Consider the following 20,448-nt stretch of genomic DNA (forward strand, 5'->3'; position numbering starts at 1 on the left):
AAGTCACTTTAAACAACATCGTGACACACGTCACGCAGACCGTTTCAAGCCCCACACCGCCTGAAACGGTCCCAGCGAAAGGAATCCCATGTTTGCGGAGGAACGGCACCAGAAAATAGCCGAACTCGTCGGCACCCAGGGCCGGGCTGGCGTGAATGAACTGGCCGAACTCTTTGCCATCACCCAGGAAACGGTCCGCCGCGATCTGGCTGTACTCGAGGAGGCTGGCCAGCTGCGCCGGGTCCACGGAGGCGCCGTGGCACCGGACCAGCTCACTCGCTCCGAATTGAGCCTGGGCGAACGGCAGGGCCGTCACATGGATGAAAAGCAGCGCATCGCCACTGCCGCCATGGCACTCATCCCCCACACGCCGACGGCATCGATCCTGCTCGACTCCGGCACCACCACCGCTGCGCTGGCCGACCGTCTCGCCGGATGGTCGCCCACCAAGGTCGGCGATGAACTGCTCATCATCACCAACTCCCTCCCCTTGGCAGTTTCGCTGGGCACCAACCCCAGGCTGCTCCTGGACATTGTGGGTGGCCGGGTCCGTGGGCTGACAAGCGCCGTCGTGGGTGCCAGGGCCACCGAACAACTCAGCGGGCTGCGCCCCGACATTGCCTTCATCGGCACCAACGGCATCCATGCCGACTTTGGTCTGAGCACACCGGACCCCGTCGAGGCGGCCACCAAGACCGCCATGGTGAAGGCAGCCCGCCAGGTGGTGGTCCTTGCCGACTCCTCCAAGCTTGGCACCGAGACGCTTGTCCGCTTCGCCACGCTCGAGGAGATCGACACGCTCGTCACCACCGCAGCACCCTCCCCGGAGCTCGAGGCAGCGCTGGCCGCGGCCGGCGTCGAGGTGGTGCTGGCATGATCATCACCCTGACCCCCAACCCCAGCCTTGACCACACCATCGAGCTCTCGGCAGCATTGGAACGCGGCGAAGTCCAGCGCGCAACCGCTGCCACCTTGCACCCCGGAGGCAAGGGGGTGAACATAGTCCGCGCCCTGTCAGCCTCTGAAACCCCCGCCCTGGCACTGCTCCCCGGGGACGCAGGCGACGCCGTCGTCCGCGCCCTGGTGACCGAAGGCATCCCCCACAAGGCACTGGCCATCGGTGCACCGCTGCGCAGCAACGTCGCCATCACCGAGCCCGACGGGACCACCACCAAGGTCAACGAACCGGGCCCCGTGCTGACCACCGCCCAGGTTGCGGCACTGCTGGAGCTGACGGTGGAAAAGTCCGAAGGCGCATCCTGGCTCGTGCTCGCCGGCTCGCTCCCACCGGGGGTGCCGAACGACTTCTATGCCCGTGTCATCGACGCTGTGCGTGCCGCCCATGGGACGCACGCCCCCAAAATTGCGGTTGATTCCTCCGGTGCACCGCTGCGCGAATGCCTGCAGCACGCGCCGGACCTGCTCAAGCCCAACGGCGAGGAATTGGCTGAGTTGACGGGCTTTTCCGACGGGCCGGCACTTGAAGCGGACCCGTCGCTGGCTGCCAGTGCGGCAGATCTGCTGGTGCGCCAAGGCGTCGGTGCAGTCCTTGCAACGCTGGGGTCCAAGGGTGCCGTGCTCGTGTCCCAACACGGCACCTGGCACGGCTCCGGCCCTGCCATTGAAGCAAAAAGTACCGTCGGGGCGGGCGATTCCGCCCTCTCCGGATATCTGCTGGCGACGCTTCGCGGGGACTCCCCCGAAGCATGCCTGCAGCAAGCAGTGGCCCATGGGGCGGCCGCCGCTTCCCTTCCAGGAACCCTGGTTCCGTCCCTTGCACAAACCACCCCCTCCGCCGTTGTCGTGACGGCCCTGTCCGGAAGTCAAAGAGATCTGACATGACAACCCTCATCAATACCGACCTGGTGCTCCTTGATGCCGACCTCGGCACGGACACCACATCCGTCATCCGCCACCTTGCCGAGCTCGTGGCAAAGACCGGCCGGGCCGCCGAAGTTGAAGGCCTGTTTGCCGACGCCCTGGCCCGTGAACAAAAGACAGCCACCGGCGTCCCGGGCGGCATCGCCATCCCGCACTGCCGCTCCGCAGCCGTCCTCGAACCCACCCTGGCCATGGCCCGGCTTTCCCCCACAGTTGACTTCGGCGCCAAGGACGGCCCCGCGGATATCGTCTTCTTCATCGCAGCTCCGGCCGGAGCGGACAACGCCCACCTGAAACTGCTCTCCAAACTGGCGCGCTCCCTCATCAAAAAGGACTTCACGGCCGCCCTTCGAGCAGCGAAGACCCCGGCAGAGATCGTGGCCCTGGTCGACGGCGCCCTCGCCGACAATCCACAGCCAGCCGCAACAGCCACCGCTGCTGCGCCGGTTAGGTCCGGCGAGTCCAGCGTTGGGGGCCCGGGTGTGGTCGGGCACCGCGGAGCGGGCGGGGTCCCCAACGCTGGCGAGGTCGGCCAAACCTCCGCACCGAAGCGGCTGGTTGCTGTGACGGCGTGCCCCACGGGCATCGCCCACACCTACATGGCCGCCGATTCCCTCGTGCTGGCAGCGCAGGAGGCCGGCGTGGACCTGCAGGTCGAAACGCAGGGCTCCGGAGCCGTGACCCCGCTTGACCCGGCCGTCATTGCCGCTGCGGATGCCGTGATTTTCGCCGTCGACGTGGATGTGCGTGGCAAGGAGCGTTTCGCTGGCAAGCCCGTGGTCAACTCCCCCGTCAAGCGGGGCATTGACGAGCCGGCCAAGATGATCCAAGAAGCCCTCGCAGCCGCCGACGACCCGCACGCCCATAGGGTTCCGCACTTTGGCGCCGAGGAGACCGCGGAGCACAACGCAGAAGCCTCAAGCGAGCACCTTGGCACGAAAATCAAGAAAGTTCTGCTCACCGGCGTCAGCTACATGATCCCGTTCGTGGCAGGTGGCGGTTTGCTCATTGCACTTGGCTTCCTGCTGGCCGGTTACAGCATCGCGCTGGGTACCACGGCCGATGACATTCTCGGCAACAACACCTTGTTGAATCTGCCCGACGGCAACCTTGCCCTGTATCTGGGCGCTGTGGCGTTCAAGATCGGCGGGCTGTCGATGGGCTTCCTGGTCCCGGCACTGGCAGGCTACATCGCCTTCGGCATTGCAGACCGCCCCGGCATCGCACCGGGATTCACGGCCGGTGCTGTGGCCGTCTTCATGGACGCCGGATTCCTCGGCGGACTGGTGGGCGGCATCCTCGCCGGCCTCGCCGCCTACTGGATCGGCAGCTGGAAGGTGCCGCGCTGGCTGCGCGGCCTCATGCCGGTGGTCATCATCCCACTGCTGGGCTCCATCATTGCCTCCGGTGCCATGTTGCTGTTCCTGGGCGGCCCCATCGCCGCCCTGACTAACGGCCTCAACCACTGGCTGACGGGCATGTCCGGCGCCTCCGCAGTAGTGCTGGGCATCATTCTGGGCCTCATGATGTGCTTCGACCTCGGCGGCCCAGTCAACAAGGTGGCCTACGCATTCGCCGTCGCCGGCCTGGGTGCCGGCACTGCAGTGGACCAGGCTCCTTGGCAGATCATGGCCACCGTCATGGCCACAGGCATGGTTCCCCCGCTCGCCATGGCCCTTGCCACAGTGATCGACAAAAAGCGCTTCTCCCTGGCCGAGCGTGAGAACGGCAAGGCAGCATGGCTGCTGGGCGCATCCTTCATCTCCGAAGGCGCCATCCCGTTCGCCGCTGCGGACCCGCTGCGCGTTATCCCCTCCATGATGCTCGGCGGCGCGGTGACAGGTGCCATGACCATGGCCTTCCACGTGACGTCCCAGGCACCGCACGGCGGAATCTTCGTTTTCTTCGCCATCGGCAACGTGGGCATGTTCATCCTCTCGATTCTGGTGGGAACCGTAATTGGCGGATTCTCGGTGGTTGCCCTCAAGCGCTGGGCCGTCCGCAAGCCCGTTGATACTGTTGCCCCACAGCAGCTCGTTGCACAGAACAGCTAAAAGTGACTTTCAAAGGAACGGTTATGCAAAACTTTGTTGGAGTTGGCGTTTCCCGGGGCCGCGTCATTGGCCCGGTCCGGCACATGCCCGCCGCCTTGGCCGAGCCGCCCCCGGGTGAGAAGTTGGCAAGTTCGAAGGCGCCCGAGACTGCCGCGGCCGCGCTCAAGGAAGCAGCGGCTGCCGTCAAGGCGCAGTTGCTGGCCCGTGCCGGCAGAGTGGAGGGCACTGGCAGGGAAGTCCTCGAGGCCACCGCACTGATGGCCACCGACCCCATGCTGATCAAAGCCGCCGTGAAGCTCATCAATGCCGGTACTTCGGCTGAACGGGCCATATGGGAGGCCGGGGAGTCGGGGGCAGCCATGTTGATGGGCCTGGGCGGCTACATGGCCGAGCGTGCCCACGACGTGCAGGACGTCAAGTCCCGCATCGTGGCGCAGCTGCGCGGCGTTCCCGCCCCCGAGATCCCCGATGCCGACGCACCGTTCATCCTGGTGGCGGAGGACCTCGCCCCCGCCGACACGGCCACCCTTGACCCGAACAAGGTGGTTGCCCTGGTCACGGCAGGAGGCGGGCCGCAGTCGCATACGGCCATCATCGCCAGGGCACTGGGCCTGCCGGCCGTGGTTGCTGCCGACGGGGTCGGCGCGCTCGACGACGGCGCCTTGGTGTTCGTCGATGGCGCAACGGGCGTGGTCAGCACCGAACCAGACGACGCCGAACGTGCGGCCGTGGCCGTCTGGCAGGAGCAGGCTTCGCTGCTGAGCGTCTTTGACGGTGACGGCCGCTTGGCCGACGGCACAGTGATGCCCTTGTTGGCCAACGTGGGCGGCGCCGCTGACGCCCAGGAAGCAGCTGCAGCGAATGCACAGGGCGTTGGTTTGCTGCGCACCGAATTCTGCTTCCTAGGCAATGACACTGAGCCCTCCCACGCCGACCAGGTGGCCGCCTACAAGGGTGTTTTCGATGCGTTTCCCGGCCAGAAGGTGGTGGTTAGGACACTCGACGCCGGCGCCGATAAGCCACTGCCCTTCCTGACCGACACCAGCGAGGCAAATCCGGCGCTGGGCGTCCGCGGCTACCGCACCGACACCAGCACCCCCGGTGTTTTGGCCCGGCAGCTTGCCGCCATTGCCGACGCCGCCGCGCAGTCGGACGCCGCAGTGTGGGTCATGGCCCCCATGATCTCCACCGCCGCCGAGGCCTCCGACTTTGCCGCACTGTGCACCGAAGCAGGGCTGAGAATCCCCGGTGTCATGGTGGAGGTCCCGTCTGCGGCACTCACCTCCCGGCATTTGTTCGACCATGTGGAATTCGCCAGCCTGGGCACCAACGACCTCACGCAGTACGCCATGGCCGCTGACAGGCAGCTGGGGGCACTCGCCGCCTTGAACGACCCATGGCAGCCTGCCGTGCTGGCGCTCATCCAGGCAACCGTTGCCGGCGCCGCATCCCAAGCCAGGCACTCGTCCGCCCAAGCCCTCGAGGACACCGCGCCCAAGCCGGTGGGAGTGTGCGGGGAGTCGGCAGCGGACCCCGTTCTCGCCGTCGTGCTGGCAGGGTTGGGTGTCACATCGCTGTCCATGACGCCGCGTGCACTGCCGGCCGTCAGCGCAGTCCTGCGCACTGTGACACTTCCGCAAGCCCGCGCGTTGGCCCTGCGCGCCGTGGATGCGCCATCCGCGGCAGAGGCCCGCGAGCTTGTCCGTGCCGGGCTGCCCGCCTTGGCCGAGCTGGGCCTTTAGTTTCACCCGTCCCCAAACACCACACACAACACCCATCACCCCCGGAAAACGAGTTGGAGAACACCATGATTGAACGAACAGCCACCATTGCCAGCAGCGTCGGCCTGCACGCCCGCCCCGCCTCGATCTTTGCCGAAGCGGCGGGCGAGCTGGGCATTGAGGTGACCATTGCCCGCGCTACCGATCCCGTGGATGAGGCCGTGGATGCGGATAGCATGCTTGCCCTCATGAGCCTCGGCGTGGAGCACGGCGAACTGGTGGTGCTGCGCACCGAGGACGACACTGCCGCGGAGGCTCTGGAGACGCTCGCGCGCATTCTGGAAACGGACCACGACGCCTGACTTTCACTGCGTGTTTTCACTGCGTGTGGGGCCTTCCCCACACGCAGAAGTGGTCGTTGTGAGGAGTATCTCCACGGGTCAAAAATGGTGCACCTGCTAGAATTGACGGTCTGTCCGAAAGAAACAACCGCAAGTCGCAAGCAACCAGCCTCCTTAAGGGGATGAGCAAATGCCCATAGACCCGAGCACGATTCAACCGGAACCAGGTGTTAAGGACACCGCAGGCCGTCAGCAGGCGCGAGTGAAGAAGCCTCGTCTGCCCACGCTGAAAAAACGCAGATTGGGCGTTGACGATGTGAACATTGTCAACGCACCCATGCTCAAGAAAGCCCTCGGCGGAACCGTCGTCGGAAACACCATGGAATGGTACGACGTCGGCGTGTTCGGCTACCTGATCGGCACCATGGGGCCGGTCTTTCTCCCCGACGCCGACCGCGATGTCCAGACACTTTTCCTGTTGGGTACCTTTGCCGCAACATTCCTGGCCCGCCCGCTCGGCGGAGTGGTCTTTGGCTGGCTCGGAGACAAGGTGGGGCGCCAGAAGGTCCTCGCCACCACTCTGATCGTCATGGCTGCGTCCACTTTCGCCGTCGGACTCCTCCCTGGTTATGCGCAGATCGGCGTCTGGGCCGCAGTGCTGCTGGTGGTGGTCAAACTCATTCAAGGATTTTCCACTGGTGGCGAATACGCTGGCGCCACCACCTTCGTCAGTGAATACGCCCCTGACAAGCGCCGGGGCTACTTCGCCAGCATCCTGGACCTAGGCAGCTACCTGGGCTTTGCCATCGGTGCCGCACTCGTGTCCGTGCTGCAATTGACGCTAGGCCAGGACGCCATGGAGCAGTGGGGCTGGCGAGTGCCATTTTTGGTTGCCGGGCCACTGGGCCTCATCGCCGTGTACTTCCGGATGAAAATCGAGGAATCCCCTCAGTTCCAGGCGACCCTGGACGCCAACGAGCAGAATTCCAAGTCCGCCGCAGCCGACGATGAAGACACCTCGGGCGGCCTCGTCCGCCTTGTCAAGGTCTACTGGCGGCAGATTGTGCTGGCCATGGTGCTGGTGGCCGCAGCCAACACTGTCGGTTATGCACTGACCTCATACATGCCCACATATCTGACCGAGTCAAAGGGCTATGACCCTGTGCATGGAACGTTGCTGACCATCCCCATCCTGGTCGCCATGGCCGTGTGCATCCCGCTGACCGGCCGTCTCTCCGACAGGATCGGACGCCGTCCGGTGCTGTGGGTCGGCGCGCTGAGCACGGTGGTGCTGGCCGTCCCGGCCTTTGCGCTCATCGGCATGGGGCCCGTGTGGTCCACGCTGCTTGGGCTGGCCTTGATCGCCTTCCCCGTGACGTTCTACGTCTCGAACCTGGCATCGTCGCTGCCCGCCCTGTTCCCGACGTCGAGCCGCTACGGCGGCATGGGCATCTCCTACAACTTTGCCGTGGCGATCTTTGGCGGCACCGCACCCTTCATCATGAAGGGCTTGATCACCCTCACCGGCAATGACATGATGCCGGCGTTCTACCTGATGTTCACCTCGGCCATCGGCGCCGTGGCAATTTACTTCCTGCGGGAGTCTGCCCGGAAGCCGCTGCCGGGGTCCATGCCCAGCGTGGCAACGATGGAGGAAGCGGAGGAGCTGGTGGCAACTCAGGATGAGAATCCGATGCTTGACATGGATCATCTGCCGTTCGATTCCAGCTATGAGCCGCCAACCCCGGGCACCGGCATTCCGGTTACGGTGGGCAGGCCGATGGCTGACGTCTAGAGCGTCCTGCCGCGACGTTCAGCGGCCGCGGTTCCCCACCGCGGCCGCCACCTTGTCCGGGACGAAGCGACTCAGCGCCACGATGGTTGCATAGCGCTTGGATGGGATGGAGACGGCCTTGCCTGCAGCATTGTCCGCCAGACCTTCACGCACCACCGGTTCGACGTTGAGCCACATCCACGGTTTTACCCCGCCCATGTCCGCGCCCATGCGCTGGTGGAATTCGGTGTGCACGAATCCAGGGCACACTGCAGTCACCTTCACGCCGTGGGGACCATACCGCAAGTTCGCCGACCGGCTAAAGTTTGTCACCCACGCCTTGGCAGCACCGTAGCTTCCCCGCGGAATGAAGGATGCCACGCTTGAAACATTGATGACCCGGCCATGGCTGCGCGCCAGCATCCCGGGCAGCACGGCATGCATGAGTTCCAAGGGGGTGCGCACGAGGATGCGCAACTGCGCAGCTTCCTCTTCCACAGTGTTCTTTTCGAACGGCTTGACTAGGCTGAACCCGGCATTGTTCACCAGTACCGAGACGGGCCGGGCAGGGTCCGTCAGCCGGGCACTGACGGAAGCAACGCCGTCGTCCGTGGTGAGGTCCGCGGACAGCACCTCCACTTCCACCCCAAAGTCACTGCGCAACCGCACGGCCTTGGCCTCAAGCCGTTGGGCGTCCCTAGCCACCAGCACGAGGTTGTGCTGGGATCGGCCCAGCTGCTGGGCGAACTCGGCCCCCAGCCCGGAGGTGGCCCCTGTAATCAATGCAACGTGTCGCTTCAACTAAGCCTCCTGCGGAAAGTCGGTGTACTGGGTGTACAAGTCCTGGTGGTCTGCAATGAAGCGGCGCACATAATTGCAGTGCGGGATGATGCGCTTACCGGCAGCCACCACATCATCCAGCGCGTACCTGGCCAGCACCATCGGCAGGCCTCCGTCCTCAAAACCAGGCTGGGCTTGTGACCCGACAATATCGGTGTGCCCCGGCAGATCCTGGAACGTCATGACCACCGCCAATTCATCAGCTGCAAAAAGTTCGTACCGGTGCCGGGCATCGTTGCGAACCATCCGAACGTTGGCGTCAAAGCAGTCTGATTCCTGGCTTGTGTTCACTCTCATAAATCGAGCTTGGCACAACGGACAGGTGCTGGCAACAGCGTTCTTCTACTGCGGTTAAGCGCCTGCCCCACCCTGCCACAGAGCAGTGAACGGGGCACCGGAAACCACCTGGTTTTTAATGCCCTCCGTGACAAAGGCCTTCGCTGTCCGTGCGGCTTCCAGCGCGGTGGCGCCCTTGGCCAGTTCAGCGGTTACGGCGGCAGCGAGCGAACATCCGGCTCCGGAGACGGCCACCTCCCCCACCTTCGGCGCGGACAGGACCTCCAGGGTTTCCCCGTCAAAGAAAACGTCGACGGCGTCCGTGCCAGCCAGCCGCACCCCGCCCTTGGCCAGCACTGCCGCACCACTGATTTCATGGATTTTGCGGGCCGCCGCCTTCAAGTCCTCGACATTGTTGATTTTCATGCCGGAAAGGGACTCGGCTTCAAAGTGGTTCGGCGTGACAAAGGTGGCCAGCGGCAGGATCTGTGCTTTCAGTGCCTTATCGGTGTCAAGGGCGTGGCCAGGCTCCTGTCCTTTGCAGATCAGCACCGGGTCCAGGACCACATTCTTGAAGGCTGCTGCTTTGAGTGCAGTCTCTACCGTGCTGATAGTGGCGGGGCTGCCCAACATCCCGATCTTGACAGTCTCCAGCAGTGTCGGTGCGCCAGAAGCTGCACCGTAGGCCGCCAACGTGGCTTCCAATTGGTCGGCGATGACCTGCTGGTCCACCGGCACGAAGCGGTGGTTCCAGTTGTCCTTGGGGTCAAAGGACACGATGCAGGTCAGATTCACGATCCCGAAGACGCCAAGTTCCTGAAACGTCTTCAAATCTGCCTGAGCGCCGGCACCGCCGGTTGCTTCGGATCCGGCAATGGTCAGGGCGAGTGCAGGGGCTTTTGTTGTCATGGAGACTATCTTGCCACTTTGGCGGCCCTACCAATGTTGCTCCGCCGCCGGTAGATTCTTAATTTGTGCGAGAAATTCCACTACGAAACTAAGGACAACGCCATGGACATCGATTCCACCGCTGTGGTTTTCATTGAATTCCAGAATGACTTCACCTCTGAAGGCGGAGTGCTCCATGACGCCGTCAAGGACTCCATGTCAGCCAACGGCACCTTGGACAACGCCGAAAAGGTCTTGGCAGCAGCCCGCCAAGCAGGTGCCACGGTGATCCATTCGCCCATCAGTTTCGCCCCCGGGTACAACGAAATCTCCAAACACCCCTACGGCATCCTCAAGGGCGTGGTGGACGCGACGGCATTCGTGAAGGGCGCTTGGGGAGCGGAAATCATGGACCGTTTCGCCCCGGCAGAGTCCGACATCATCATTGAAGGCAAACGCGGCCTTGACGCCTTCGGCAGCACGAACTTGGACTTTATCCTGCGCTCAAAGGGCATCAAGACGGTTGCCCTGGCGGGCTTCCTGACCAACTGCTGTGTGGAGTCCACCATGCGGACCGCCTACGAGCGTGGCTACAACGTGGTCACGCTGACGGACGCCGTGGCAGCCACCAGCGTTGCAGAGGGGGAATCCGCCGTGAAGTTCGACTACCCCATGTTCTCCACACCTACTACGTCGGCGGAGTTCATTGCAGCCTTGGCTTCGTCAGCAGACGTGGATGATGCCTCCAGGGGGTACGAGGGCGTCTCCTAGGCATACAGAAAAAGATCCCCTGCACCGGATACGGTGCAGGGGATCTCTTTGCGACTGGTGGGCCCTGCGGGGCTCGAACCCGCGACCCACGGATTAAAAGTCCGATGCTCTACCAACTGAGCTAAAGGCCCGACCTAATGCCATCTCCGCAACAGTGAATCCACTGTGTAAAAGTTGACGCATATTAGACTACCGCACGCCGTGCACCAGAATGCAATTCCACCCCGGGAAAACCCACAGACCACCCTTCCAGTACCTGCCTGCGCGACGGCTCACTCGACCCCGAACCACAGCCGGAGTAGTGTCGTGTCATGAACGATCAACCAGCCAGCAGCGCTCCCCGCCCGCACAAGCCAGTGCCTTTTTCGCCGGCCGACTTTGAATCGTTTGCCGGCGGCACCGATCCGGCGCGCGTGTCCGAGGCCGCACACTTGGCCGCCCGTGCGCTGGTGCACAGCGGAAGGGCCAGCAACGACCCTGAAATCACCAAAAGGCTGGTGAAACTTGCGGACCGGCAGGGGCTTGAGGCCATTGCAGAAATGTGGGCAGCCAGCCCGGCGCGCTCGCTTCCCGGGGCACTATGGCGCCTCTACGCACTGCGAGCCGCCACATTGCAGGACCCCGAGGGTATTAGCGTCTTCTTCCGCGCAGGGCAGCAAAAAGCCCAGGTGGCCAACGCCGTCGCCGGGGTTGCCGAGCCGCCGGGAGCCGAGGAAATCACGGCCATGTCCAACGCCATTCTTTCCGGCGCCTTCGACGGTGAGTTCGATGTCGCACTGGAGCGTTCGGCCGCTTTTTGCCGGGTCGTTGCCTTGGGACAGGCCACACTTGCCGAGGAACGCGTGGCCGCACACCCCGAACATTCAGCAGCCCTGACGAAAAAAGCCCGCCAACTGGTGCGCACGGCCGAGGATCTTGAAGGCGCCGCAAAGTCGTGGCGAATGGGCGAACTGGACTAATGGAAACCGGCTCCAGTTGACAGTCGGGGCTGGACGTACAAGACTAAAGGCGGTGTCGAACCGTGGAACCCCCGGGCTCCATTTTATAGCCGCTACGAGCGGCCTAGTGCCGAGAGGCGCTCCCGGTTCGGCACCACTTTTTTGCCCAGATCCAACCCGCATTTTTGCGCAGCAGTCCACCACAACAAAGGCCTCACTGTGAAGCTTCGACTTTTCCCCCAGGAGACTGCCGGGCTTCAGGCGCTGGCTCGCATGGCGGAGCAGATTTTGGCGGGTACGCACACCCTGGCGGAACTGCTTGGGGCGGGCCGGGGCGACTTTGCTGCCCTCACCGAAACGTTGCGACGACAGGATGCGGCCTCAACTGCCGACTTTGCAGCCCTGCTGACGCGCATGCGCACAAGCTTCATCAATCCGCTGCCGCGCGAGGATCTGTACGCCCTGGGCAGGTTGTTGAATGAAACCAGTGAGATTCTCACCGGGGCCGGGGAAATCATCGAGCTGTACACCCTCGACCGGACGCCGGCCCGCATCAGCGACCAGCTTGAAATCCTCTCCCGCCAGGCAGAACTCACCACCGCCGCCATGAGAAACCTCAACGACCTGGACAGTCTTGAGGACTATTGGTTGGAGGTCCTGCGTCTGGGCAAGCGCGCCGACCACACCCACCGGGTGCTGGTTGCCGAGCTGCTTGAAGCCCACAGCCCCGCCACGTTCACTAAATACAGTACGCTGGCCGGCCAGTTCGCGGCCGCCAGCAGGCAGATGCGCGCCGTTGCCACGCAAGTAGGCAGCATCATCGTCAAGGAATCCTGAGCTTGCTGGCTTTCCTGCTCGGCGCCGTGATCGTCGCGGCGGCAATTTTTGCCTTCCTGAACGGTTTTCGCGACGCCTCGGCCGCCGTCGCACTCTCAGTCCGAAACCGCGCCCTGACGCCTACCATCGCCGTCATTCTCGCCGCCGTATTCAACGCCTTGGGAGCCCTTGCCAGCGTGGTACTGGCGGCGAGCTATGCCGACAAACTGTTCACGGTTCCCACTGGCCGCAGCGGTCTGGTACTCCTCCTCGCCGCACTGATCGGTGCCAGCCTGTGGGGCATTTACCTGTGGTGGCGCGGCTTCCCGTCCTCCTCCACCCATGCACTCATCAGCGCCGTGGTGGGCGCGTCCCTGGGCTCGACCGCGTTGGGGCATCCCCCGCTGGAAGGCATCAACATCACGCTGCTGACGCTCGTGCTCCTGCCGCTGCTGGTCTCCCCCGTGCTCGCGTTCGTCCTGGGTTTCGCCGCCGTCTACCCCACCTCGTGGGCAGCGAGGAACACGGCCCCCAACATGGTCAACCGGCGCAGTCGGCAGTTGCAGTCCGTGGCGGGTGCCGCCGTCGCCTTTGGACACGGACTCCAAGACGGCCAACGCACGACGGCGGTTGTCCTGTTCGCCCTTGTTGCCGCCGGTGCCGCCGGGGTCGGGGAAGTGCCTTTGTGGGTGCCGGTGTTCACGGCCGGGATGCTCGCCGTGGGCACGCTGTTCGGTGGGTGGCGCATCTCCTACACCTTGGGGCACCGTTTGGTCAGAATGGACCCCATGCGCGGCTTTGTGGCGCAGATGGTGGCTGCGTGCCTGCTGTTTTTCGGCGCTATAGGCCTGCACATGCCACTGTCCACCACGCACACCGTCACAGCTGCCATTGTCGGCGCCGGAGCAAACCAGCGCTTCTCCGCCACAAATGGCCGGATGCTGCTGCGGATCGCTGGCGCATGGGTGGCCACCCCGCTTGTCTGTGCAGGACTCGGTGCGGTGTTCTTCCTGGCCCTGTCTCCGCTGGCGTGACGCCTGAGTCCATACTGCAGCTGATGCGGGTTGGACCCGCTGCTCGCAATCCATACTGCAGCCGATGCGGGTGTCCGCGCTCGTCACCCGCTCGTCACCCGCATCAGCTGCAGTAACAACCAAGGCCGGCAGGATCAGACGCTTGCTGCCTTGATGATCTCCGCGTGTAGGCGCAGAAGCGGCGCCATCCGATCTTCAGGGCCACGGCCAAGTCCACATTCGGTGGCCACCCCAAATTCCTCCACTCCGGCGGCAGCCAGCGCCGGGCGGGCTGCCGCTATACGGCGCAGGCCGCCTTCGGTGCCATCCTCGTGGTGCACAAGGCCAAGATACAGCGCTGTTTCGGGATGCAGTGCTAAAGTTGCCATGGGCGCGAAGTAGGCTTCGTCGTCGCGCTCGATCGGCACGGGCAGCTGCAGAAAACCGATGGGGCGTGCCACGCGCGCTGACAGGGCGTTGGCGACTGCTGTCAGGTTTCCAGCGTCGGCAGGTTCCACGAAGTGCTTCTCGGCAACATCCCCGTAGCAAAGGTGGAAACCAAGCTCCACGTGCTCAGGGACGGTTGCGGCGACCTCGGCGGCCATCGTGGTGACAGCCTCGATGATGGTCTCGGCGGGCACATCGGCATCCTCTGCCAAGCCCTCAATGAACCAGGGGAACGGCTTGCGAGCACCCATGGCCACCTGCTCGATGTAGGAGAACTCGGTGGCCAGGTCGATCTGGATGGCCAGTTCCTCGGCCGGGATGGCCGCTGCGATGGCGGCGATCTCCTTGCAGATCGCGGCGGCATACAACGGGTAGACGGCCGGGCGATCGGCCGGAGCCACGTAGACCGAGAGTGGGGCCAGTGGGGTGGGCAGGCAGACCTGGAAACGGGCGCCTGTGGGTATGGTTCCGGCTTCGCGGAGGGCCTTGAAGTCCCGGTAGCCTGCGAGCGCAGCCTCTGCATAGCCCAGCGGCCCGAACACAAGTTCGCCGGCGGGGACGGTGCCATCCAGCACCAGTGGCCGCACGTCGAAGCCGGCGAGCATGATCGGATCTCGCGGGACGCGCTCCAGCCCGGCAACGGCGTCGAACTTTGAGCCTTGGAACAGGATCCAGTGGAAGCGTTCGCCCACTTCACCGTCGGGGTAGCGCGCCACGTGGCCGGCGAGGTTTTCGGCAACTATGCGCAGCGAATCGGCTGCCGTGGGCTGGTTGATCGATCCAACGAGGTGGGCGCCGCGCACGGCTGGGAGTGAAGTCATGTGTCAAGCGTATCGCCGGGCGCTCCAGCAGCGATTTCCTGCCAGCGCCAGCCGTTGTCAGCCGAAGCGGCCGGAGACGTAGTCTTCCGTGGACTTTTCCCGTGGGTTATTGAAGATGGTGGCTGTTTCGGCGAATTCAATCAGCTTCCCGGGCTTGCCGGTGCCTGCGATGTTGAAGAAGGCCGTCTTGTCGGAGACACGGGCGGCCTGCTGCATGTTGTGGGTGACGATGACCACCGTGTATTCGTCCTTGAGCTCATTGATGAGGTCTTCGATGGCAAGCGTGGAGATGGGGTCCAGTGCGGAGCAGGGCTCGTCCATCAGGATCACGTCCGGGGAGACGGCGATGGCGCGGGCAATGCACAGACGCTGCTGCTGACCGCCGGAGAGTCCGGAGCCGGGCTTCTCGAGCCGATCCTTGACCTCATTCCATAGGTTTGCCCCGCGCAGCGAGCCCTCCACCAGCTCATCGGCGTCGCTGCGTGAAATGCGGCGGTTGTTCAGCTTTACGCCGGCCAGCACGTTGTCGCGGATGCTCATGGTGGGGAACGGGTTGGGCCGCTGGAACACCATGCCGATCTGACTGCGCACCGTCACGGGGTCCACACCGTCGCCGTACAGGTTGTCGCCGTCGAGCAGCACCTTGCCTTCAACCCGGGCACCAGGGATGACCTCGTGCATGCGGTTCAGGGTGCGCAGGAACGTGGACTTGCCGCAACCGGAAGGCCCGATGAAGGCGGTGACACTTTTGGCGTCGAGGGTGATATTTACGTCCTCCACAGCGCGAAAATCGCCGTAGTAAACATTCAAATCACTGACATCAATACGTTTGGACATAGCTGGAGTTCCATTTCAAAGTAATTTAGCGGCCGGTTTTCGGCGCGAAGAGGCGTGCCACCAGGCGGGCACCGAGGTTCAGGAGCATGACGAGGATGATCAAAAGCAGCGCCGCGGCCCACGCACGCTGGGTGGAAGGATCGGCGTTCGACGGCGACGTGGGCGTCATGATCTGCGTGTAAATGAACGTGGGCAGCGATGACATCCAGCCGGCAAAGACGTTCATGTTGATCGTCGTGGCGAACCCTGCCGTGACCAGCAGGGGCGCCGTCTCGCCGATAACCCGGGCAATGGCCAAGGTGACGCCGGAAGCGATGCCCGAGATCGCCGTCGGAATTACCACCTTGAGGATGGTGCGCCACTTGCGTACACCCAAGGCATAGGCGGCCTCACGCAGCTCGTTCGGCACGATTTTGAGCATTTCCTCGCTGGAGCGCACCACCACGGGGATCATGAGGACTGAAAGCGCGACGGCGGCCACGAACCCGGTCTTGGTGCCCGGGCCCAGGATCATGGCGAAGAAGGCTGCGGCGAACAGGCCGGCCACAATCGAGGGGATGCCGGTCATGACGTCAACGAGAAAGGTGATGACCTTGGAGAATCGGTTGCCGGCACTGTATTCCACGAGGTAAATGGCGGTCAGCAAACCGACCGGCACGGAGATGAGTGTGGCCCACAGGGTGATCAGGATCGAGCCCACAAGTGCATGGTAGACGCCGCCTAGCACCGGGGTGCCATCCTTCACCGAGGCATTGTCCACAGCCCCTGTCACGCCGTTCATGGACGTGCTGAGGAAGCCGGGGGTCAGCAGCCCGGGCACGCCGTTGACCCACACCGTCCAGATCACTGAGACCAGCGGCAGCAGGGCTACGAGGAAGGCGCCGACAACAAGCGAGGTAGCCAGCTTGTCCGTAGCCTTGCGCCGGCCTTCAACGAGCGCCGAACTGACGACGTTGGCGGTGGCGAAAAGCACTGCGGAGAGCACCGCCCAGCCAAAGACGTGGAATCCGATAAGGGCCATGAGTGCCGCAGCCACAACAACCGAGCTGGCAGCAATCACATAAGGGGTGTATTTTGGCAGGCGGCCGCGGGTCAGTGCAGAGCGCTTGCGTTCAGTCATGAGCGTCGCCATCAGTTGGCTCCCGAGAATTCTTTGTGGCGGTTGATGATCCAACGAGCCACCATGTTGACGACGAGTGTGATGAGGAACAACACCAGGCCCGCAGCGATGAGTTCATGCATGCGCAGCCCGAAGGCTTCGGGGAAGTCCAACGCGATTTCGGCGGCAATGGTTTGGTTGCCCGAACGGATCAGCGAGGCGATCAAGGGTCCTGATGAGAGGACCAAGGCCACCGCCATGGTCTCACCGAGGGCACGGCCCAAGCCCAGCATGACGGCGCTGATGATGCCGCCGCGGGCAAAGGGAAGAACGGCCATGCGGATCATTTCCCACCGGGTGGCACCCAACGCCAACGCCGCTTCTTGGTGCAGCATGGGTGCCTGCAGGAAAATCTCCCGGGTCAATGAGGCGATGATGGGCAGCACCATGACCGCCAGCACAATGCCGGCTGTCAGGATGGTCTTACCCGTTCCGGAGGCAGGTCCGGCGAAGAGGGGTATCCAACCAAAGTTCTCGGCCAGCCATGCGTATGGGACCTTGAGCTGGGAGGCGAGGTAGCTGGCCCCCCAGGCACCGTAGACAACCGAGGGGATGGCGGCCAGCAAGTCCACCACATAGCCCAGGCCGCGGGCCAGCCTGCGCGGGGCGTAGTGCGAGGTGAACAAAGCGACAGCCACGCCGATGGGTGTGGCGATCAGCAGCGCGATGGTGGCTGCAATCAACGTGCCAACGACGATCGGGAAAATGTAGTCGAAGAACCCTCTGCCGCCGGTGATGTCGGCCGGGTTCGCACTGAATGTAGGCAGTGCTTGGACTACCAGAAACAGGGCCACGGCAAACAGCACGGCCACAATCAGTGCGCCGGCGCCCAGCGCCGCACCGGAGAACACTTTGTCTCCGGTGCGTCCTGTCTTCGCCTGCCCCGGGCTGGACTGCCCCGGACTTGACTTCCCCGGGCTGGACTTCCCCGTTCCCGGTTTGGGTGCGAGCTTTGTGGTGGACAATTTAGTACCTTCTACCGATGCTTACTTTGAGCCGGAGCTGATGGAGTCAATCGCCGCCTTGGCCTTGCCGGCCAGCTCGGTTGAAAGAGGCGCACTCTTGGCTGCTTCCGCCGCCTGCTTCTGGCCTTCATCGCTGAGAACGAAGGCGCCAAAGGACTTGACCAGGCTCGCTGTGGCTGCATCCGGGTAGGACGCGCAGAACACGCCGTAGGACACGAGCACTGCGGGGTAGGCGCCGGCCACCGTGGTGGTGCGGTCCAGCTTCAGCGACAGGTCATTCGCCGAGCGCCCTGCAACGACTGTTGCGGCGTCCACCGCCTTGGCTGCGGCTTCGGCTGTGACGGGGACATAGGAATCGCCGACCTTCAACTCAACCTTGCCAAGGCTTCCGGTGACGGCGGAGTCGTCGGCGTACGTGATGGCACCGGCCGTTTCGGTCACCGTCTTGACCACTCCGGATGTACCCTTGGCGTTTTCACCGGGGAGCGAGGCGGGCCAGTCCCCTGACTTCTCATCCGTCCACACACTTGTTGCGGCCGCAGCCAGGTAGTCGGTGAAGTTTTCCGTAGTTCCGGAGTTGTCTGAACGGTGCACGGGCGTGATGGCCAAGTCCGGAAGTGCGGCATCCGGGTTGGCGGCCTTGATGGCGGGGTCGTTCCAGTTTTTGATGTCACCGCGGAAGATCTTGGCGACGGTCCCGGCGTCGAGCTTGAGGTCCTTGACCCCCTCAACGTTGAAGGCCACGGCGATGGGTGAGATGTACCAGGGGATGTTGATGGCGCCAGCGGGCCCGCACTTGGCCTGGGCGGCGGTAAGTTCGGCGTCCTTCAAGAACGCGTCGGAGCCAGCGAATTGCACGGCGCCTGCGATCAGCCCCTTGCGGCCGGCACCGGAGCCCTCCGGGGAGTACTGGATCTTGGCGCCGGGGTTGGCGGATTCGAACCCGGCCTTCCACGCGTCCATCGCGGCTGAGATTGAGCTGGCGCCAGTGCCGGTCAAGATGCCGGTAGCGCCCGTGCCCGACGTCGTGGTGCCGCCACTGCCCGGGCTCACCACGTTGTCAGTGCCGCAGGCCGTAACTGCGAGCGCGCCGACGGTGAGAACTGCTGCCATGCGGCCCATGCGAAGTACCTTCACGCTTTTACCTCTTCCACGTCTTCGTTGCGTCGATTTAGATTCATTACTCCTTGACGGTATGAGTTCGAAGTGAAGCGAGTGCCCCACCCAAGTGAACGGAAGGTTAACGCTGCGCGGACTCTTGGCATCCATGCACGACGCCGGATACCCCCTCCCGCTGCCGGCCCACCTTGCGCGTGCACTGCGGCCAGTGTCAGTGCCCGGCGATAAGGTTGGGGCATGGCAGCAAAGAGCACAAAGACCAACACGGGGCAAAATTTCCGTTGCACGGAATGTGGATGGACGGCAGTGAAGTGGGTGGGGCGGTGCGGTGAGTGCCAGGCCTGGGGAACGCTGGAGGAGATCGGCACCGTCGTCGTCAGGACCACGGCTGCCACCTCGGTGGTGCGCCCGGCCCAGCTGATCAGCGAAGTTGACGCGTCCAAGGCAGCCCACAACCTCACCGGCGTGCCCGAGCTCGACCGTGTATTAGGTGGCGGCATGGTGCCCGGTGCGGTGATCCTGCTCGCTGGGGAACCCGGCGTCGGAAAATCCACGCTGCTTCTGGATGTGGCTGCGAAGTTTGCCCGCAACGGCCACGGCAGGGCGCCCCAAAAGGTTCTGTACCTCACCGGCGAGGAGTCAGCCGCCCAAGTGAAGCTGCGCGCAGAGAGGATTGGCGCCGTCGCCGAGACGTTGTATTTGGGTGCTGAAACGGATCTCGGCACGGCGCTGGGGCAAGTTGAAGCCGTGCAGCCCGCTTTGTTGATTGTGGATTCCGTGCAGACGTTCAGCAGCGCCATGGTGGACGGCAGCGCTGGCGGTGTTTCACAGGTGCGCGAGGTGGCGGCGTCGCTCATTGCTGCGGCTAAGCGCTTGAACATGACCACACTGCTGGTGGGCCACGTGACAAAGGACGGCTCCATTGCCGGCCCGCGCCTGCTCGAGCACCTGGTCGACGTTGTTTGCCAGTTCGACGGCGAGCGCCACTCCAGGTTGCGTCTGCTGCGGGCCGTGAAAAACAGGTATGGGCAGACGGACGAGGTTGGCTGCTTCGATCTGACCGATGACGGCATTGAGGGTCTTGCAGATCCGAGCGGGCTGTTCACCTCCCGCACCTCCCATCCGGTGTCCGGGACCTGCATCACCGTCACCATGGAAGGACGCCGGCCCCTGCTGGCGGAAGTGCAGGCTCTGTTGACTCCCTCGATGGGTTCCCAGCCGCGCCGGACAGTCAGCGGATTGGATTCCACCCGGATTGGCATGTTGCTGGCTGTCTTGCAGCAACGGGCCGGGCTGCGTCTGGACGCCGACGACAGCTACGTGGCAACAGTGGGCGGTGCCCGGCTGAGCGAGCCGGCCATGGATCTGGCCGTTGCCATGTCGATTGTTTCAGCCAAGACAAACAAGCCGGTCCACGGCAAGTTGGTGGCGTTTGGCGAAGTGGGTTTGGCCGGGGAAGTCCGGCCCGTGCCCGGCATCAACCAGCGCATTCAAGAAGCCAGCCGGTTGGGCTACACACACGCACTTGTTCCGTTGAGCGCCACGGGACCAGGCCCCATTCCGCCTGATTTCACGGTCAAGCAGATCGAGCACATCGCTGAAGCCACCGAACTCATCCTACATGGAACGCCGGGGCCGCCGCGCGCCTGACAACCACTACGGCCGCAGCCGCTGGCCACTTCAGGCATGGAAAACCGTGCAAAGGACACGGTTGCATCAAGATGGCCTGCCCTTATGGCCAGCCACTGCGTCAAGGCCGGTGTTTCCCACTATTATGGGCAGTGTGA

19 protein-coding genes and 1 tRNA gene are annotated in these 20,448 nt (G+C 63.8%); 11 read left to right on the top strand and 9 right to left on the bottom strand.

Annotation, left to right across the window (positions count from 1 at the left end; translation table 11 throughout):
• Nucleotides 1-88 precede the first annotated feature (88 nt).
• The 6 genes from JMA46_RS12190 to JMA46_RS12215 all read left to right on the top strand — a co-directional run bounded on the left by JMA46_RS12190 (nt 89) and on the right by JMA46_RS12215 (nt 7,792).
• Nucleotides 89-877 carry a DeoR/GlpR family DNA-binding transcription regulator gene (locus tag JMA46_RS12190; protein ID WP_207345618.1) on the top strand — a complete coding sequence of 263 codons (789 nt, stop codon included), beginning with the start codon at nt 89-91 and terminating at the stop codon, nt 875-877.
• Nucleotides 874-1,842 (top strand): 1-phosphofructokinase family hexose kinase, encoded by a 969-nt coding sequence (locus tag JMA46_RS12195; RefSeq protein ID WP_207345619.1) that lies wholly within the window; start codon nt 874-876, stop codon nt 1,840-1,842. Before JMA46_RS12190 ends, JMA46_RS12195 begins: the two co-directional genes overlap by 4 nt.
• Entirely contained in the window at nt 1,839-3,935 is a 2,097-nt protein-coding gene (locus JMA46_RS12200) for a fructose-specific PTS transporter subunit EIIC (protein WP_207345620.1), read from the top strand. The genes JMA46_RS12195 and JMA46_RS12200 overlap by 4 nt, the downstream gene beginning before the upstream one ends.
• 23 nt (nt 3,936-3,958) lie before the next feature.
• Entirely contained in the window at nt 3,959-5,677 is a 1,719-nt protein-coding gene (locus JMA46_RS12205; RefSeq protein ID WP_207345621.1) for a putative PEP-binding protein, read from the top strand.
• A 65-nt stretch (nt 5,678-5,742) separates the two neighbouring features.
• Nucleotides 5,743-6,018, top strand: a complete 276-nt coding sequence (locus JMA46_RS12210; protein ID WP_207345622.1) for an HPr family phosphocarrier protein — start codon at nt 5,743-5,745, stop codon at nt 6,016-6,018.
• 169 nt (nt 6,019-6,187) lie between these two features.
• Nucleotides 6,188-7,792 (top strand): MFS transporter, encoded by a 1,605-nt coding sequence (locus JMA46_RS12215; RefSeq protein WP_207345623.1) that lies wholly within the window; start codon nt 6,188-6,190, stop codon nt 7,790-7,792.
• A gap of 18 nt (nt 7,793-7,810) precedes the next feature.
• Here JMA46_RS12215 and JMA46_RS12220 read toward each other — a convergent pair whose 3' ends face one another.
• The 3 genes from JMA46_RS12220 to JMA46_RS12230 are packed head-to-tail and all read right to left on the bottom strand — an operon-like array spanning nt 7,811 to nt 9,796.
• Nucleotides 7,811-8,572 (bottom strand): SDR family NAD(P)-dependent oxidoreductase, encoded by a 762-nt coding sequence (locus JMA46_RS12220; RefSeq protein WP_207345624.1) that lies wholly within the window; start codon nt 8,570-8,572, stop codon nt 7,811-7,813.
• The gene (locus JMA46_RS12225; RefSeq protein WP_207345625.1) at nt 8,573-8,908 is read right to left on the bottom strand and encodes an N-acetyltransferase; all 336 of its coding nucleotides are present in this window, start codon (nt 8,906-8,908) and stop codon (nt 8,573-8,575) included. It abuts the gene before it with no gap.
• A 54-nt stretch (nt 8,909-8,962) separates the two neighbouring features.
• Nucleotides 8,963-9,796, bottom strand: a complete 834-nt coding sequence (locus JMA46_RS12230) for a hydroxymethylpyrimidine/phosphomethylpyrimidine kinase (protein WP_207345626.1) — start codon at nt 9,794-9,796, stop codon at nt 8,963-8,965.
• 102 nt (nt 9,797-9,898) lie between these two features.
• Here JMA46_RS12230 and JMA46_RS12235 point away from each other — a divergent pair, with 102 nt between their 5' ends.
• Nucleotides 9,899-10,546, top strand: coding sequence for a cysteine hydrolase (locus JMA46_RS12235; RefSeq protein ID WP_207345627.1), 648 nt, complete (start codon nt 9,899-9,901; stop codon nt 10,544-10,546).
• Nucleotides 10,547-10,601: 55 nt separating this feature from the next.
• Here JMA46_RS12235 and JMA46_RS12240 read toward each other — a convergent pair.
• Nucleotides 10,602-10,677 (bottom strand) — tRNA-Lys (locus JMA46_RS12240).
• A gap of 180 nt (nt 10,678-10,857) precedes the next feature.
• On the opposite strand from JMA46_RS12240, the gene JMA46_RS12245 reads away from it, so the two are divergent.
• The 3 genes from JMA46_RS12245 to JMA46_RS12255 all read left to right on the top strand — a co-directional run bounded on the left by JMA46_RS12245 (nt 10,858) and on the right by JMA46_RS12255 (nt 13,334).
• Nucleotides 10,858-11,505 (top strand): hypothetical protein, encoded by a 648-nt coding sequence (locus tag JMA46_RS12245; RefSeq protein ID WP_207345628.1) that lies wholly within the window; start codon nt 10,858-10,860, stop codon nt 11,503-11,505.
• Nucleotides 11,506-11,703: 198 nt separating this feature from the next.
• Nucleotides 11,704-12,321: a nuclease PIN gene (locus tag JMA46_RS12250; protein ID WP_207345629.1), complete on the top strand. Its 618-nt coding sequence runs from the start codon at nt 11,704-11,706 to the stop codon at nt 12,319-12,321.
• A 2-nt stretch (nt 12,322-12,323) separates the two neighbouring features.
• Nucleotides 12,324-13,334 carry an inorganic phosphate transporter gene (locus JMA46_RS12255; RefSeq protein ID WP_207345630.1) on the top strand — a complete coding sequence of 337 codons (1,011 nt, stop codon included), beginning with the start codon at nt 12,324-12,326 and terminating at the stop codon, nt 13,332-13,334.
• Nucleotides 13,335-13,468: 134 nt separating this feature from the next.
• Here the strand turns inward: JMA46_RS12255 and JMA46_RS12260 are convergent, their stop codons facing one another.
• From JMA46_RS12260 to pstS, 5 genes are all read right to left on the bottom strand, one after another.
• Nucleotides 13,469-14,581 carry a hypothetical protein gene (locus JMA46_RS12260; RefSeq protein WP_207345631.1) on the bottom strand — a complete coding sequence of 371 codons (1,113 nt, stop codon included), beginning with the start codon at nt 14,579-14,581 and terminating at the stop codon, nt 13,469-13,471.
• A gap of 57 nt (nt 14,582-14,638) precedes the next feature.
• Nucleotides 14,639-15,418, bottom strand: coding sequence for a phosphate ABC transporter ATP-binding protein PstB (pstB, locus tag JMA46_RS12265; RefSeq protein ID WP_207345632.1), 780 nt, complete (start codon nt 15,416-15,418; stop codon nt 14,639-14,641).
• Nucleotides 15,419-15,443: 25 nt separating this feature from the next.
• The gene (gene pstA, locus JMA46_RS12270) at nt 15,444-16,553 is read right to left on the bottom strand and encodes a phosphate ABC transporter permease PstA (protein ID WP_207345648.1); all 1,110 of its coding nucleotides are present in this window, start codon (nt 16,551-16,553) and stop codon (nt 15,444-15,446) included.
• Entirely contained in the window at nt 16,550-17,428 is an 879-nt protein-coding gene (gene pstC, locus JMA46_RS12275; protein ID WP_348770151.1) for a phosphate ABC transporter permease subunit PstC, read from the bottom strand. Before pstC ends, pstA begins: the two co-directional genes overlap by 4 nt.
• A gap of 135 nt (nt 17,429-17,563) precedes the next feature.
• A complete protein-coding gene (gene pstS / locus JMA46_RS12280; protein WP_207345634.1) occupies nt 17,564-18,679 on the bottom strand; it encodes a phosphate ABC transporter substrate-binding protein PstS in 1,116 nt (371 codons plus the stop codon).
• 219 nt (nt 18,680-18,898) lie between these two features.
• Here pstS and radA point away from each other — a divergent pair, with 219 nt between their 5' ends.
• Nucleotides 18,899-20,311: a DNA repair protein RadA gene (gene radA / locus JMA46_RS12285; RefSeq protein ID WP_207345635.1), complete on the top strand. Its 1,413-nt coding sequence runs from the start codon at nt 18,899-18,901 to the stop codon at nt 20,309-20,311.
• The last annotated feature ends 137 nt before the right edge of the window (nt 20,312-20,448 follow it).

It is taken from the genome of Arthrobacter sp. E3, assembly GCF_017353415.1.
In the GTDB taxonomy this organism is placed as follows: domain Bacteria; phylum Actinomycetota; class Actinomycetes; order Actinomycetales; family Micrococcaceae; genus Specibacter.